Origin of the sequence: Leucobacter chromiiresistens (genome assembly GCF_900102345.1) — a bacterium.
Classification (GTDB): Bacteria; Actinomycetota; Actinomycetes; order Actinomycetales; family Microbacteriaceae; genus Leucobacter; species Leucobacter chromiiresistens.
In genome coordinates this window covers 2,521,366-2,536,439 of the sequence record NZ_FNKB01000001.1, presented here as the reverse complement: position 1 = coordinate 2,536,439, position 15,074 = coordinate 2,521,366, and the positions used below count along the sequence as shown (strand labels likewise).

General features: G+C 71.5%; 11 protein-coding genes. 7 read left to right on the top strand and 4 right to left on the bottom strand.

Annotated features, from left to right (window positions below; all coding sequences use genetic code 11):
• Positions 1 to 43 precede the first annotated feature (43 nt).
• Positions 44 to 601 carry a YceI family protein gene (locus BLT44_RS11575; protein ID WP_010156904.1) on the top strand — a complete coding sequence of 186 codons (558 nt, stop codon included), beginning with the start codon at positions 44 to 46 and terminating at the stop codon, positions 599 to 601.
• Between the two features lie 59 nt (positions 602 to 660).
• On the opposite strand, the gene BLT44_RS11570 is transcribed toward BLT44_RS11575, so the two are convergent.
• The 3 genes from BLT44_RS11570 to BLT44_RS11560 are packed head-to-tail and all read right to left on the bottom strand — an operon-like array spanning position 661 to position 3,467.
• Entirely contained in the window at positions 661 to 1,728 is a 1,068-nt protein-coding gene (locus BLT44_RS11570; RefSeq protein WP_010156905.1) for an FUSC family protein, read from the bottom strand.
• The gene (locus BLT44_RS11565; RefSeq protein WP_010156906.1) at positions 1,725 to 2,774 is read right to left on the bottom strand and encodes an App1 family protein phosphatidate phosphatase; all 1,050 of its coding nucleotides are present in this window, start codon (positions 2,772 to 2,774) and stop codon (positions 1,725 to 1,727) included. The genes BLT44_RS11570 and BLT44_RS11565 overlap by 4 nt, the downstream gene beginning before the upstream one ends.
• A gap of 9 nt (positions 2,775 to 2,783) precedes the next feature.
• Positions 2,784 to 3,467: a DedA family protein gene (locus BLT44_RS11560; RefSeq protein ID WP_010156907.1), complete on the bottom strand. Its 684-nt coding sequence runs from the start codon at positions 3,465 to 3,467 to the stop codon at positions 2,784 to 2,786.
• Positions 3,468 to 3,729: 262 nt separating this feature from the next.
• On the opposite strand from BLT44_RS11560, the gene BLT44_RS11555 reads away from it, so the two are divergent.
• The 4 genes from BLT44_RS11555 to cydC all read left to right on the top strand — a co-directional run bounded on the left by BLT44_RS11555 (position 3,730) and on the right by cydC (position 9,800).
• Positions 3,730 to 5,184 carry a cytochrome ubiquinol oxidase subunit I gene (locus tag BLT44_RS11555; protein WP_029608298.1) on the top strand — a complete coding sequence of 485 codons (1,455 nt, stop codon included), beginning with the start codon at positions 3,730 to 3,732 and terminating at the stop codon, positions 5,182 to 5,184.
• A gap of 9 nt (positions 5,185 to 5,193) precedes the next feature.
• A complete protein-coding gene (gene cydB, locus BLT44_RS11550; RefSeq protein ID WP_010156909.1) occupies positions 5,194 to 6,222 on the top strand; it encodes a cytochrome d ubiquinol oxidase subunit II in 1,029 nt (342 codons plus the stop codon).
• Positions 6,223 to 6,339: 117 nt separating this feature from the next.
• The gene (gene cydD / locus BLT44_RS11545) at positions 6,340 to 8,076 is read left to right on the top strand and encodes a thiol reductant ABC exporter subunit CydD (protein ID WP_010156910.1); all 1,737 of its coding nucleotides are present in this window, start codon (positions 6,340 to 6,342) and stop codon (positions 8,074 to 8,076) included.
• Positions 8,073 to 9,800, top strand: coding sequence for a thiol reductant ABC exporter subunit CydC (cydC, locus tag BLT44_RS11540; RefSeq protein WP_074690227.1), 1,728 nt, complete (start codon positions 8,073 to 8,075; stop codon positions 9,798 to 9,800). The genes cydD and cydC overlap by 4 nt, the downstream gene beginning before the upstream one ends.
• Here cydC and BLT44_RS11535 read toward each other — a convergent pair.
• Positions 9,775 to 10,731 carry an aminotransferase class IV gene (locus BLT44_RS11535; RefSeq protein ID WP_010156914.1) on the bottom strand — a complete coding sequence of 319 codons (957 nt, stop codon included), beginning with the start codon at positions 10,729 to 10,731 and terminating at the stop codon, positions 9,775 to 9,777. The genes cydC and BLT44_RS11535 overlap by 26 nt on opposite strands.
• Before the next feature lie 34 nt (positions 10,732 to 10,765).
• Between BLT44_RS11535 and BLT44_RS11530 the strand changes: the two genes are divergently transcribed.
• Entirely contained in the window at positions 10,766 to 12,280 is a 1,515-nt protein-coding gene (locus tag BLT44_RS11530) for an anthranilate synthase component I family protein (protein WP_244887478.1), read from the top strand.
• Positions 12,281 to 12,371: 91 nt separating this feature from the next.
• Positions 12,372 to 14,912, top strand: coding sequence for a leucine--tRNA ligase (gene leuS / locus BLT44_RS11525; RefSeq protein WP_010156917.1), 2,541 nt, complete (start codon positions 12,372 to 12,374; stop codon positions 14,910 to 14,912).
• Positions 14,913 to 15,074 lie beyond the last annotated feature (162 nt).

The following is a 15,074-nucleotide window of genomic DNA, read 5'->3' as shown; positions in this document are numbered from 1 at the left end:
GTTGTGCTCAGCAGACCCAGCACCGCTACACGAAAGGCACGATATGTCCATCACTGCAGAGCAGATCCCCGGGTACCGCGTCGGAACCTGGACCATCGACCCCACGCACTCCGAGGTCGGCTTCTCGGTTCGCCACCTGGCCATCAGCAAGGTCAAGGGCAAGTTCGAGAGCTTCGAAGCGACCTTCACGACGGCTGAGAACCCGCTCGAGTCGAGCGTCACGGCGAGCGCCGACGTCGCCTCGGTGAACACGAACGAGAAGAACCGCGACGGCCACCTCGCCACGGGCGACTTCTTCGCCGCCGACGAGTTCCCGAAGCTCACCTTCGTGTCGACCGGCGTGCGCGAGGAGAACGGCTCCTTCTTCGTCGACGGCGACCTCACGCTCCGCGGTGTCACGAAGCCCGTCACGTTCGACTTCGAGTTCGGCGGATTCGGCGAGGACGCCTACGGCAACTACAAGGCCGGCTTCACCGCGACGACGCAGGTCAAGCGCGAGGACTTCGGCCTGACGTGGAACGCTCCGCTCGAGAAGGGCGGCCTGCTGCTCGGCTCCGACGTGACGATCACGCTCGACGTGCAGGCAGCGCTGCAGCAGTAGCCCGCGCGCCGATCATGCGAAACCGCCGTCCCGCGTCCGCGGGGCGGCGGTTCGCCGTATCAGTCGAGCTCACCGGTGATGCGGCCGCGCACGCGGCGCAGATCCTCCATGAGCGACCCGATGAGCACCCAGTGCCGCTCGTTCGGCCGGGGAATGGTGAGGGGCGTGGTCAGCGCGAGCGGCTCCGGCGCCGCCTCGGCACCGGGATCGGCCGGCACGAGGAGTTCGAGATCGTGCGCCGCACGGCGCATCTCCTCGGCCATGCCGATCACGAACGGATCCTCGGTCAGCTCGGGGTCGTAGAGGTCCGCGAGCGCCCGCGCCATGCCGATGATCTGCGTGACGATGCGCTGCAGGCGCTGGAACTGCGCGTCGTCGTCGGCGAGCCCCTCGCGGTAGCGCCGGCTGCGCGGGTTGAAGCGGAGGCTCTCGCGGGCCTCGCGCAGCAGCGCATGCACCCGGGTGCGCTCGTCTTGCAGCCCCCGGGCGTCGGCGAGCATCTCCGCGAGCCACGGCCGATCGCGGGGCTCGTCGAGGGCGTCGGCGATGCGGCGCAGCACCTCCGCCGAGTGCTCGGTGAGGTCGACGATCGCGAGGTGCACCGAGGAGGTGCGCACCGGCGCCACGATCAGAGCATTCAGCAGCACACCGATGGCCGCGCCGATCGCGGTCTCGATGAGTCGCTCGGCCCCGTAGTGCAGTTGCAGACCTCCGAGCGCGATCATCAGGAGCGCGCTGATCGCGACCTGGTTCGCGGCCGACGGGGTCATGCGCAGCAGCCACCCCACGCCCATCGCGACGATGATGGCCGCGATGAAGAGCCAGGACTGCGGGCCGAAGAGCGCCCCGGCCCCGATCGCGACGCCCACGCCCACGAGCACGCCCACGACCCGCTCGATGCCGCGGGTGAGCGACTGGTCGACATTGTCCTGCATCACGATCAGCGCCGCGATCGCGCCGAAGATGGGCAGCTGCGCGGGGAAGATCGCGAGGCAGATGAACCACGTCAGGATCGCCGCGGCCGCTCCCTTGGCGAGCTGCCACCAGGCGGGGCGCACCGACACGGTGAAGCGGCCCGTGAGGTCGCGCTCGAACCGGCGCCACGGCCGGGTGACCGGACCGGTCACAGCAGTCCCAGCTTGCGCAGCTCCTCGCGCAGCGTGGCGCCGTCGGGGCCGTACACCCAGGGCACGCCGCTCGTGCTCCGGTGCAGGCGCGCCTTCGAGCGGCCGCCGGCCAGCACCGCCTCTCCGATGGAGAGCTGGCGGATGAGCACGGCGGCGACGTTCTCGGGGTGGACCGTCGCGAACTCGTGGTACAGCGCCTCGTCGTGCTGGCCGTCGTCGCCGATGAGGATCCAGCGGACCCCCGGGAACTCCTGCACGATGCGGCGCAGCTCGCGTCGCTTGTGATCCCGCCCGCTCCGGAACCACCGATCGTGGGTCGGGCCCCAGTCGGTGAGCAGCAGCGGCCCCATCGGGTAGAGGTTGCGGGCGAGGAAGCGGCTGAGGGCGGGGGCGGCGTTCCAGGCCCCCGTCGAGAGGTAGATCACGGGGGAGCCGGGGTGCTCCGCCATGAGGTGGTCGAGCATCACGGCCATGCCCGGGGTGGCGGAGCGCGCGTGCTCGTCGAGCACGAAGCTGTTCCAGGCCGCGACGAACGGCCGGGGGAGGGCGGTGAGCAGGATCGTGTCGTCGATGTCGGAGATGACGCCGAACTCCACCTCGGGGTCGACGATGTTCACGGGGGCGTCCGCCGCTTCGCTGTCGCCGGCCTGCAGCGTGACGGTGTGCCACCCCGGCTCGAGCTGCACGGGCACCATGGCGTCGATCACGCCGCCGCGATCCGCGGTCACCTCGGTGACCGGCTCGCCGTCGATGAGCACGCGCACGGTCTGATGGGGAACGGAGAGGCTGGTGAAGGTGCGCCACCCGCGCACGCGGGACACCTCGGCCACGTCGGGCCGGAACCGCGTGTGCTCGCGACTCTCGGGGCGCAGGTAGAGCACGCGGCCCAGCACCCGCATCCACTCGGTCGTGCCGTACCCGATGTAGGGGATGACGGAGGGCTTCTTGCCGTGCGCGATCGCCCGCCGCGCTCGGCGGCTGTGCAGCCAATCCTCCAGTCGAGCCGCGAAGCGGGGTCGGGGGTCTGGCTGAGGCGGCGAAGTCACCCGCCCAGTCTAGGGCGTCGGCGGGTGCGGATCCTCAGGCGATGCACTGGTTGCCGCCAGGTCGAGATGGCGCTGCTCGCGGCGCAGGAACCACTTCTTCGCCCCCCAGATCGAGAGCGCGACGAGCGCCGCGAACCCGGCGAACACGAACCCGGCGCCCTTCACGCGATCGGCCAGTCGATCGAACCCGGCGGCGGCGCCGAACCCGAGGGTGACGACGATCAGCGCCCACACCACGCTCGCCGATGCCGTCCAGCCGAGGAATCGCAGGTACCGCATGCCCGCCATCCCCGCGGTGAGCGGAACCAGCGAGTGCAGCACCGGCAGGAATCGGGAGAGGAACACCGCGATCCCGCCGCGCTCCCCGAGGTAGTGCTCGGCGATCCGCCAGTTGCGCTCTCCGAGCCGTCTCCCGGCGCGGCTCGCGCGGATGCGCGGGCCGGCCCAGCGGCCGAGGAGGAAGCCGAGGCTCTCGCCCGCGATGGCCCCGAGCACCAGGGCGATCACGAGCCAGACGAACTCGGTGGACGAGGTCACTCCGATCGCGGAGACGAGGGCGATGGTGTCGCCGGGCACGACGAGCCCGACGAAGATGGAGGTCTCGAGCATCATGCCGACGCCCGCGAGCAGGGTGCGCAGCACCGGGTCCAGGTCGCGGAGCCACTCGATCACTGCGCTCAGGAAGTCGGTCACGCTCCCGAGTGTAACGACGGCGGCGGGGCCGACCCTCAGCCGGGCCCGCCGGTCGACCGCTCGACGTCGAGAGATATTCCGTTCGGCGTCGAGTGAAATATGGCTCGAAGCCGAAGCGCATTCGCAGGAGATTCACAGAAACGCTAAAATTGAGCCAGTCGGCATCCAGCCGATGGCTCCGGCGAGAATGACATCTCGTGGCGGATCTCACTAAGGGAGTGCACCCTCGGTGGGGCGCGCGACCTTCGTTCGGGAGCAGTACATGAACGAGTTCTTCGATCCTCTGACGTTATCGCGGTGGCAGTTCGGCCTGACGACGCTGTACCACTTCATCTTCGTCCCGCTGACGATCGGCATGTGCCTGCTCGTCGCCATTCTGCAGACCGCATGGGTGAAGACCGGCAAGGTCAAGTACCTGCGGCTCACGCGCCTCTTCGGCAAGATCTTCCTCATCAACTTCGCCATGGGCGTCGTCACCGGCATCGTGCAGGAGTTCCAGTTCGGCATGAACTGGTCGAATTACTCCCGCTTCGTCGGCGACATCTTCGGCGCGCCGCTCGCGATGGAGGGCCTCATCGCGTTCTTCTTCGAGGCGACCTTCATCGGCCTGTGGATCTTCGGGTGGGACAAGCTGCCGAAGAAGATCCACCTGATGACCATCTGGTCCGTGTGGCTCGGCACCGTGGCCTCCGCCTACTTCATCCTCGCGGCGAACGCCTTCATGCAGAACCCCGACGGCTTCACCATCAACGAGGAGCGCGGTCGCGCCGAGCTCGAGAGCATCGGCGCGGTGCTCACGAACCCGGTCGCGGTGACGCAGTTCCCGCACACCATCTTCGCCGCGGTGATGTTCGCCGGGGTCGTCGTCGTCTCGACGGCCGCCTGGCACCTGCGCCGCGGTCAGTACCTCGACGAGATGCGCACGGGGCTGCGCTTCGGCGCATGGACCAATCTCATCGCCTTCATGGGCGTCGGCCTCACCGGGCACTCGCTCGGCATGGTGATGACCCAGACCCAGCCGATGAAGATGGCCGCCGCCGAGGCGCACTACGAGACGTCCTCCGGAGCCGACGCCTCCTTCTCCCTGTTCAGCCTCGGCACCCCCGACGGAGCGCACGAGATCTTCTCGATCCGCATCCCCTACCTCCTCTCGTTCCTCTCTAACGGCACGTTCGACGGGTCGGTCGAGGGCATCCGCGACCTGCAGGCGGAGTACACCGCGCAGTACTGCGGCGCCGACTCGCTGCTGACGTGCCCGACCGACGGGCAGTTCGCGCCCATCATCTGGGTCACCTACTGGGCCTTCCGCTGGATGATCGGGCTCGGCGCACTCGCGGCCCTCGTCTCCGCGGTCGGGCTCTGGATCACCCGCAAGAACATGGACCTGCCCGACTGGGCGTGGAAGGTCGCCATCTGGACCGCCCCGCTCCCGATGCTCGCGTCGCTCGTCGGCTGGGTCTTCACCGAGATGGGCCGGCAGCCCTGGATCGTGTTCGGGGTGATGACGACCGAGCAGGGCGTATCGCCGGGAGTGCCGGGCTGGGCGGTGCTGATCTCGATGCTCGTCTTCACCATCGTGTACGGGGCGCTTGCGGTCGTCGAGTTCAAGCTCATCACGAAAGCCGCGAAGGAGGGCCCGCCCGAGATCGCCCTTAGCACGGACGCCGACGGCAAGCCGGGCGATGCCGACCACCAGCAGCTCGCCACGGTCTACTAGGAGACGGACATGGAACTCACCACACTCTGGTTCTTCATCGTCGGGGCCATGCTCATCGGGTACTTCGTGCTCGACGGATTCGACTTCGGCGTCGGCATGTCACTGCCGTTCCTGGGCCGCGACAACACCGACCGCCGCCTCATCATCAACACCATCGGACCCGTCTGGGACTTGAACGAGACCTGGCTGATCGTCGCGGGCGCCTCGCTCTTCGCCGCCTTCCCCGAGTGGTACGCGACGATGTTCTCGGGCTTCTACCTCGCGCTCCTCGTGATCCTCGTCGCGCTCATCCTGCGCGGCGTCTCCTTCGAGTACCGGCACCAGGGCAAGGGGCGCGCCTGGACCCGCTGGTTCGACCAGTTCATCTTCTGGGGATCGGTCGTGCCGCCGCTGCTCTGGGGCGTCGCATTCGCGAACCTCGCCCAGGGGCTGCCGATCGAGCCCATGGAGAACGGCGGCTGGATCTACCAGGGCACGCTCCTCACCCTGCTCAACCCGTACGGACTGCTGGGCGGGATCACGATGCTGCTCATCACCTTCACGCACGGCCTCGTGTTCATCTCGCTGAAGACCGCAGGCGACATGCGCGATCGAGCTCGCGACCTCGCCAAGAAGGTCGGCGCTGCAGCCATCCTCGCGGGCGCCGTCTTTCTCGGATGGACGATCATGCAGCACACCAGCAGCCCCACGCTGTGGGTCGTGGTGCTCTGCTCCGCGGTGGCCGCCGTCGCTCTCATCGTCGCATGGGTGGCGAACGTGCTCGGGCGCGAGGGCTGGGCCTTCACCGGCAACGCGATCGCGATCGCGTTCGCACTGCTGGCGATCTTCATGTCGATGTTCCCGAACCTCATGGCGTCGAGCATCGACCCCGCCTACTCCATGTCGGTGGAGGGGGCTGCGAGCTCCGAGAAGACGCTCGAGCTCATGACGTGGGTCGCCGTCTTCACGCTGCCGCTCGTGCTCGCCTACCAGGCCTGGACGTACTGGGTGTTCCGGAGGCGACTCACGCGGGAGGCGATTCCGGCGGACGCGCACTAGGCCCGCACGCGGCCCGCTCCGCGAGGCCCGGGGTTTCATCTGATGTGAAGCCCCGGGCTCCCGTAGACTGCCTCGGGCGCAGGAGACGCCCGCCGCCCACCGACCCTCAGGAACCTCGTGAAACCCTTCGACCCGAGACTGCTCCGATACGCGCGCGCCGCGCGGGGAGTGCTGCTGATCGGCGCCGGTCTCGGACTGCTGCGCACCTGCGCGGTGCTCGCTTGGTCCTGGTGCCTCGCGAACGCCATCACGGCGCTCGCGCTCCCCGTGATGGACGGCATCCCCGGCGTGCGCGGACGCATCGACGAGGGCGCGTACGGCACGGCGCAGCTCACCTGGCTCCTGCTGGGCGCCCTCGCCGCCGTGCTCGTGCGCTCGCTCGCCGGCTGGGGAATGGACGTCGTCGCCGCCCGCGGCGCGGTGCGGGTGAAGGCGCAGCTGCGATCCGCCGCGCTCGACGCGCTCGACGCGCGCTCGCCGCAGCGCGACTCCGGCCCCGGAGACGCCGAGCTGGCCACGTCGCTCGGTCGCGGGCTCGACGCGCTCGACGGGTACTTCTCCGGCTACATCCCGCAGCTGCTGCTCACGGGCGTCGCGACGCCCATCCTCGTCCTCGCGGTGCTGCTCGCCGACCCCCTGAGCGGGCTCATCGTGATCGTGGTGTTCCCGATCATCCCCGTCTTCATGATCCTCATCGGTCTCGCCACGCAGGCGGTGCAGGATCGGCAGTGGAGCCAGCTGCAGCGCCTCTCGTCGTCGTTCCTCGACGTCGTGGCCGGACTCGCGACGCTCCGCATCTTCGGGCGGCAGGATCGGCAGATCGCCCGCATCTCGCGGGAGACCGAGGAATACCGCTCGCGCACGATGAGCGTGCTGCGCGTCACCTTCCTCTCGGGGTTCGTGCTCGATCTCGCCGGAACGTTCTCGATCGCGCTCGTCGCGGTCACCGTCGGCACGCGTCTCGTGAGCGGCGAGTTCCCCCTCGGGCTCGGCCTCTTCGTGCTGCTGCTGCTCCCCGAGACCTTCGTGCCGATCCGCCAGGTCGGCGCCGCGTTCCACGCGTCCACGGAGGGTCTCGCGGCGGCGGGCCGCGTCTTCGAGATCATCGAGTCGGCGGATGCGCCGCGCGGCGCCGCGGGCCACTCGCGGCGGACGGCATCGACGGACGGCGGGCCCGGAGTCGCGGAGGGTGCGGCGGTGGGTGCGGCGGCCGATGCGGCGCAGCCGGCTCTCGTCTTCGACGAGGTGAGCGTCGCCCGGAGCGGCCGCCGCGTCGTGGGCCCCACGTCGTTCGCGGTGGGGCGGGGCGAACTCGTCGCCATGGCCGGCCCGTCCGGGGCCGGGAAGTCCACGCTCGTCGCGGCGCTGCTCGGCTTCGTCGAGCCCATCCGCGGCCGCATCGTCGCGCCCGAACGCATCGCTTGGGCCGGCCAGCGTCCGGGGCTGCTGCACGGCAGCATCGCCGCGAACGTCGCACTCGGAGACCGGGCACCCGACGACGGGCTCGTGCGGCGCGCGCTCGACTCCGTCGGCCTCCAGCACCTCGACGGCGGCGCCGAACTGGGCGTCGCCGGCGCCGGAGTCTCGGGCGGGCAGGCGCAGCGCATCGCGGTGGCGCGCGCGCTCTACCGGGCGTGGAACCGCGACTGCGCAGTCCTGGTGCTCGACGAGCCGACCTCCGCGCTCGACCCCGAGAGCGAGGCCGTCGTCTGCGCAGCGCTCCGCCGAGAGGCCGATGGCGGGCGCGCGGTGCTCGTGGTGAGTCACCGCGAAGCCGTGCACCGCGCCGCCGACCGCGTGGTGCGCGTCGCCGCGGCGCGCCCCGAACCGCAGATCGCCGAGGTGGACGCATGACCCGCACGGAGACCGCTCTCGAGCAGCGGGCACGGCACCGGAGCTCGGTGCTCGCACGGGCCCTCCCGAGCCGGGCCCGCCGCTTCCCGGGCATCGCGCTCGGCGTGCTCGCCGATGCCAGCATCGTGGGCCTGCTCGGGTTGAGCATGTGGCTCATCGTTCGGGCCGGAGAGCAGCCGCCGATCCTGCACCTCACCTTCGCGATCGTGGGCGTGCGCGCCCTCGCGATCGGGCGCGCGGCCTTCCGCTACGCGGAGCGGCTCGCGAGCCACGACGCGGCGCTCGCCCAGCTCGCGGTGCTCCGCTCGCGCACCTTCGCCGCACTCGTGCCGCGCGTGCCCGGCGGGCTCGAATCGCATCGCCGCGGCGAGGTGCTCGCCGCATTCGTCGACGACGTCGACCAGCTGCAGGATGAGGCGCTCCGCGTGCGGCAGCCGCTGCTCGTGAGCGGCATCGTGACCGCCCTGAGCCTCGTCGTCGTCGCGCTGATCTCAGTGCCCGCCGCGCTCGTGCTGCTCGGTGCGCTGGCGCTCGGCGGCGGGGCGGCGATCGTGCTCTCCCGCCGCATCTCGGGCGCGCAGGACCGCGAGGTGAGCGCGGCGCGGGCGGCCGTGGTCGACGCGCTGCTCGAGCGGTTCGCCGCGGGCGAGGTGCTGACGGCCTTCGGCGCGATCGAGATGCAGCGCGAACGGATCGCCGCCGCCGAACGCCGACTCTCGGCACTGCAGCTGCGACGCGCGCGCTCGGCGGGTCTCACCGCCGCGGTGCTGGGCTGCGCCGCCGGAGCCGCCTCGCTGCTCGCGATCCTCGTCATGCTCCCGAGTCTCGGCGACGGGCTGTCGGCGCCGCTCTTCGCCGCGGCGGCGGTGGTGCCCGCGGCGGTCTTCGAGGTCTTCGCGCAGGTGCCCGCCGCGCTCGCGGCGAGGCGCGCGGTGGAGGCGAGCGCCGACCGCGTCGCCGAACTGACCGAGGGCGACCTGCCGGCCGAGCTGGTCGGGGAGGCGGGCCGCGACGGCGCACCGGCCCCCGCCATCGCCGCCGCCAGCGGCGGCGCCTCCGATCCCGTTCCAGGGGCGCCGCTGCTCGAGGTGCGCGGTCTCGCCGCCCGGTATCCCGGCGCGTCGCGCGACGCCATCAGCGGCGTCGACTTCGCCCTGGCTCCCGGCGACACCCTCGTCGTGCGGGGCGCGAGCGGGGCGGGCAAGAGCACCCTCGCGCTCGCCCTCGTCCGATTCCTCGAATCGCGCGGCGAGTACCGTTTGCGCGGTCTCGATGCGCGCGCGATGGACCCCGACGCCGTGCGCGAGATCGTGGGGCTGTGCGAGCAGCGGCCGTACCTCTTCGACTCCGACCTGCGCCAGAACCTGAGATTCGCCCGCGACAGCGAAGAGCGCGGCACGGCGAGCGACGACGACCTCTGGCAGGTGCTCGACCGCGTCGGCCTCGCCGATTGGGCGCTCGAACGCGGCGGACTCGACGCGCGCCTGGGGGCGGACGGCGCCTGGATCTCGGGCGGCCAGGCGCAGCGCATCGCGCTCGCCCGCGCGATCCTCGCCGACTTCCCGGTCGTCGTGCTCGACGAGCCGACCGCCGGAGTCGACCGCGAACTCGCCGATCGCCTCGTCCTCGACCTGCTCGGGGCGGTGCCCGACGACCGCGCCGTCGTGCTCATCACGCACACCGAGCTGCCCGAGGGGATCAGCGCACGGCTCGTGGAGCTGTGACCGTCTCCCAGCGGCGGTCGAGCATCTCGCGGAACCGGGCGAGCCGCTGAGCGTCGGGCGGCGCGCAGGGCATGTCGTCGATGCGGCTGACCCATCGGATGCCGTGCAGCGCGTTCACGGCCCACACCTCGCACTCCGCCAGCCGCTCGGCAGTCGCGAATCGGGGGTCGAGCTGGGCGCCCTCGCGCAGCAGCGCCTCCGTCACCGATGGCACGCGGTGGTGCAGCGCCGATACCGCGCCGCGGTGGGATGCCGGATCCCACCAGATCAGGCTCGTGGTCGCTCCCTCGAGAACGCGGCCCGAGGCGTCGAGCAGCAGCGGCTCCGCCGCGAGCTCCCGGCTCAACGCGCGATAGGCCTCGATGTTCGGCCCCTTCCGATGCGCCAGAGGCCGGTCGCCGCGGGGCGCCGAGCGCAGCTCGACCGACTCGCGGAGGGCGGGGAGCGGGCGAAGCGCGAGCTCGAGCTGCGGAGCCGGGGCGGCGCTCGGCTGATCCGTCGCCCACAGTTCGAGGCGGGGGAAGCCCTCGCCGCCCGATGCGAGGCGCTCGGGCACCTGTTCGAGGAACGCCGCGATGCGCCGGCCCGCGCTCACGGCGTGCGCGCCGACCTCGACGCCCTGCTGCAGGAGCCGTTCGTGCCAGGCCTCGCGGGCGGCTCGCGAGAACCGCTCGAGGTGCCGTGCGAAACCCCGCACGGCGATGCGGCCCGAATGCGCGCGCACTCGGAACGAGTCCGCCGCGAGCAGCGTGCGCGGCGCGCGGCCCGTCAACGCCTCAGCAACCGCCTGCGCCGTCTCCGCCTGCGCCGTCTCCGGCTCCGGGGTGAGCGCCCCGGCTGCCGCGTCGGCGTCGCCCGTCGCGTCGGCGTCACCCGTCGCGTCGGCGTCGCCCGTCGCGTTGGCCGCCCGCCCCGCGTCCGCCTGATGCATGCCGCGAGCGTATCACCGGCAGTACGCTGAGACGATGCCCGACCCGATGCCCGCGCAGGTGACGCGCCCCGTGCCGCCGCTCGGCCCCGGAGCCGAGGTGGTCGCAGCCGAACTCGCCCGCCGCTTCTCCGCTGACGGCGCCCCCTGGTTCTGGTGGGATGGCGGCGGGGCCGCAGCGGGGGAGGAACGGGTCTCGATCCTCGGAATCGCGAGCGAGGTGCGACGGGCCGCTCCCGGGGAGGAGCACGAGTTCCTGGAGCGCATGCGGCGCGAGTCGGGTGCGGTCGCTGCGGACGAGGCGCACGGCGGTGCGAGCGGCGCATTCCCGCAGCGGCGCGGCTTCGGTGGCGGATGGGCGATCGCGCTCGCCTACGAATTCGGGGCGGCCCTCCTCGGCATCGCGCCCGATCCCGCGCCCGGCTTCGCGCCCGGCCCCGTGCTCGGCGTCGCGCGCGACCCCGCGCCCGGCGTCGCGCCCGATCCCGAGCCGCATCCCGGCTTCGCGCCCGATGTCGCCTCGCCCGTCGCCGTTGCGCTGCGGTGCGAGGTGGTGGTCGCCGTCGATCATGACGCGAACGCGGTCGAGCTGCGCGGGCCGAGCCGCGAGGCGATCGACGCGTGGCTCGATCGGCACGGTCGGCACCTGCGCCCCGTCGCGGCCGAGGGAGTCGCCGAGCCGGAGTCGGCTCCGGCGCGCCGCCACGACCCCGGCGACGCGCCCCGCTGGCGCCGCAGCGACGCGGAGTACGCCGAAGCGGTCGAGCAGTGCCGGGCGGCGATCCGCGCGGGCGAGGCGTACGTGCTGTGTCTCACCGACACCGCCGAGGTGCCGGGCGCGTGCGATCCGGTCGAGATCTACGAGCGCCTGCGGGCGGCCGGGCCGCCGATGCGGGGCGGCATCCTCGACGCCGGTTCCCATGCGCTCGTGAGCGCGAGCCCCGAGCGCTTCCTCTCCGTGCGCGGCCGTCGCGTCGCGACGCATCCGATCAAGGGCACCCGCAGGCGGGGCGGCTCCGGCCGGGCGGACCGGGAGCTCGCCGCGCGGCTCGCCGCCGATCCGAAGGAGCGGGCGGAGAACCTCATGATCGTCGATCTGATGCGCAACGATCTCAGCCGGGTGTGCGAGCCCGGGTCGGTGCGCGTCGATCGTTTCCTCGATGTCGAGACGCACCCGCACGTGCTGCAGCTCGTCAGCACCGTCTCGGGCGCGCTCGCGCGCGGTGCAGGGGTCTGGGATGCGATCGCGGCGGCGTTCCCCGGGGGGTCGATGACTGGCGCGCCCAAGCGTCGTGCCGTGGAGCTGCTGCAGCGGATCGAGGGCGGGCCCCGCGGGTTCTACTCGGGGTGCTTCGGTTGGATCGATCGCGGGGGAGACGCCGAGCTGGCCATGACGATCCGCACGGTCGAGCTGCACCGCGGCGATCGCCCGGTGGCCCGGGCTGCGGCCGGCGGCGGCATCACGATCGACTCGGTCGCCGCGTCCGAGGTCTCGGAGAAGCACGTGAAGGCCGCGGCGCTGCTCGAAGCGCTGTGCTGCTCCGCGCGCTGAGCGGTCATCATCCTCCGCCCGCGAACCCGGTATTCTGGTCGGAAGTGTGCGCTCGCGAACGCGGGCGATTCGAACCGAGATCGAGGTATGTGTGACCGAGCAGCAGGGGCGCGACGCCGAGGGCTACGACTTCCAGGCGATTCAGGATCGCTGGCTCCCCGTCTGGGATGAGCTGAAGCCGTTCGAGGTCGACACCGAGGGGGCGGCCGCGCAGTCGGGCGAGCGCCCCAAGAAGTACGTGCTCGACATGTTCCCCTACCCGTCGGGCGACCTGCACATGGGCCACGCGGAGGCGTTCTGCTTCGGCGACGTGCTCGCTCGGTACTGGCGAGGCCAGGGGTACGACGTGCTGCACCCGATCGGGTGGGACTCGTTCGGGCTGCCCGCGGAGAACGCCGCGATCAAGCGCGGCGTCGACCCCCGCGAGTGGACGTATGCGAACATTGCGCAGCAGAAGGCGTCGTTCCGCATCTACGCGCCCTCGTTCGACTGGAGCCGTGTGCTCCACACGAGCGATCCCGAGTACTACCGGTGGAATCAGTGGCTGTTCCTCAAGATGTACGAGAAGGGCCTCGCTTACCGCAAGGCCAGCTGGGTCAACTGGGACCCGGTGGATCAGACGGTGCTCGCCAACGAGCAGGTGCTCGCCGACGGCACGTCCGAGCGATCGGGCGCCATGGTCGTCAAGAAGAAGCTGACGCAGTGGTACTTCCGCATTACCGACTACGCGGATCGCCTGCTCGACGACCTCGACGCCCTCGAAGGGCAGTGGCCAGCCAAGGTGCTCAACATGCAGCGCAACTGGATCGGGCGATCCCGCGGGGCCGAGGTCGAGTTCGAGATCGAGGGGCGCGAGCAGAAGGTGCCCGTCTTCACCACGCGACCCGACACGCTGCACGGTGCGACGTTTATGGTCGTCGCTCCCGATTCCGATCTCGCGGCCGAGCTCGCGGAGGGGGCTTCCGAGGAGTCGCGCGCCGCCTTCCGCGACTACCTGGCCGCCGCGCAGAAGCAGACCGAGATCGAGCGCCAGAGCGCCGATCGCGAGAAGACCGGCGTCTTCCTCGACCACTTCGCGGTGAACCCCGTGAACGGCGAGCGGATTCCGGTATGGGCCTCCGACTACGTGCTCGCCGACTACGGCCATGGCGCGATCATGGCCGTCCCGGCGCACGATCAGCGCGACCTCGACTTCGCGCTGAAGTTCGAGCTGCCGGTGCGCGTCGTCGTCGACGTGCGCGACGCCGACGGCGCCCCCCTGCCCGACCCCGCGGAGAGCGGCGTCGCGACGGCGGGCGAGGGCGTGCTCGTCAACTCGGGCGAGCTCGACGGATTGCCGAAGGCCGAGGCGATCGCCCGCGCCGTCGAAGTGCTCGAGGAGCGCGGCACCGGTCGGTCCGCCACCACCTACCGGCTGCGCGACTGGCTGATCTCGCGCCAGCGCTACTGGGGTACGCCGATCCCGATCCTGCACCACGAGAACGGGGAGATGCGGCCGGTCGACGCCGACGCGCTGCCCGTCGAGCTGCCGGCCTCCGAGGGCCTCGACCTCAAGCCGAAGGGCGCCTCGCCGCTGGGCGCAGCGACGGAGTGGGCGACCGTGGTCGACCCCGAGACGGGCGACACCTGGACGCGCGACCCCGACACGATGGACACGTTCGTCGACAGCTCCTGGTACTACCTGCGATTCCTGTCGTCGAACGATGCGACGCAGGCGTTCGATCCCGCGGCCGTCAACGCGTGGGGCCCGATCGACCAGTACGCGGGCGGCGTCGAGCACGCCATTCTGCACCTCCTCTACTCGCGGTTCATCACGAAGGTGCTGCACGACCTCGGCTACCTCGAGTTCGACGAGCCGTTCACCGCGCTCCTCAACCAGGGCATGGTGCTGCAGGACGGCGCGAAGATGTCGAAGTCGAAGGGCAATCTCGTCGAGTTCGCGAGCGAGCTGAAGGCGCACGGCGCCGATGCCCTGCGCGTGACCCTCGCGTTCGCCGGCCCGCCCGAGGACGACATCGACTGGGCCGACGTGTCGGTGCAGGGTTCCGCGAAGTTCCTCGCGCGGGCGTGGCGGATCGCCGACGACGTGCAGGGGTCGGGCGCCGCCCGCGGCGTCTCGTTCGCCGATGGCGACACCGCGCTGCGCCGCGCCACCCATCGCCTCCTCGCCGACGCGCCGGGGCTCGTCGAGGCGTACAAGTTCAACGTCGTCGTCGCGCGGCTCATGGAGCAGGTGAACGTGACCCGCAAGGCGATCGACTCGGGCGCCGGTGTCGCCGACCCCGCCGTGCGCGAGTCGGCGGAGGCGATCGCGGTCATCCTGTCGCTGTTCGCGCCGTACGCCGCGGAGGACATGTGGGCGAAGCTCGGGTACGAGCCCAGCGTCGCCCTCGTGGAGTGGCCGAAGGCCGATGAGTCGCTGCTGGTCGAGGACGAGGTGACGATGGTCGTGCAGGTCGACGGCAAGGTGCGGGATCGCCTCACCCTCCCGGCGTCCGTGTCGGAGGCGGATGCCGAGGCGGCCGCCCGCACGTCGGCCGCGGTGCAGCGGGCGATCGGCGATCGGCAGATCGTGAACGTGATCGTGCGCGTGCCGAAGATCGTCAGCATCGCCACGAAGCCCGCCGCCTAGCCCGGCGGCTGCGGCCGCCGGGCGTCGGCTGCGTCGCCGCCTCCTGCGCCTCCTGCGCGAGCGGGGTCACTTTCGGAGCGTGTCGCATGCCCGACACGCTCCGAAAACGACCCCGCTCGCTCGAGCGGCGGCGGGCGCCTCCGTGGTCCGCGCTCGCCGCTC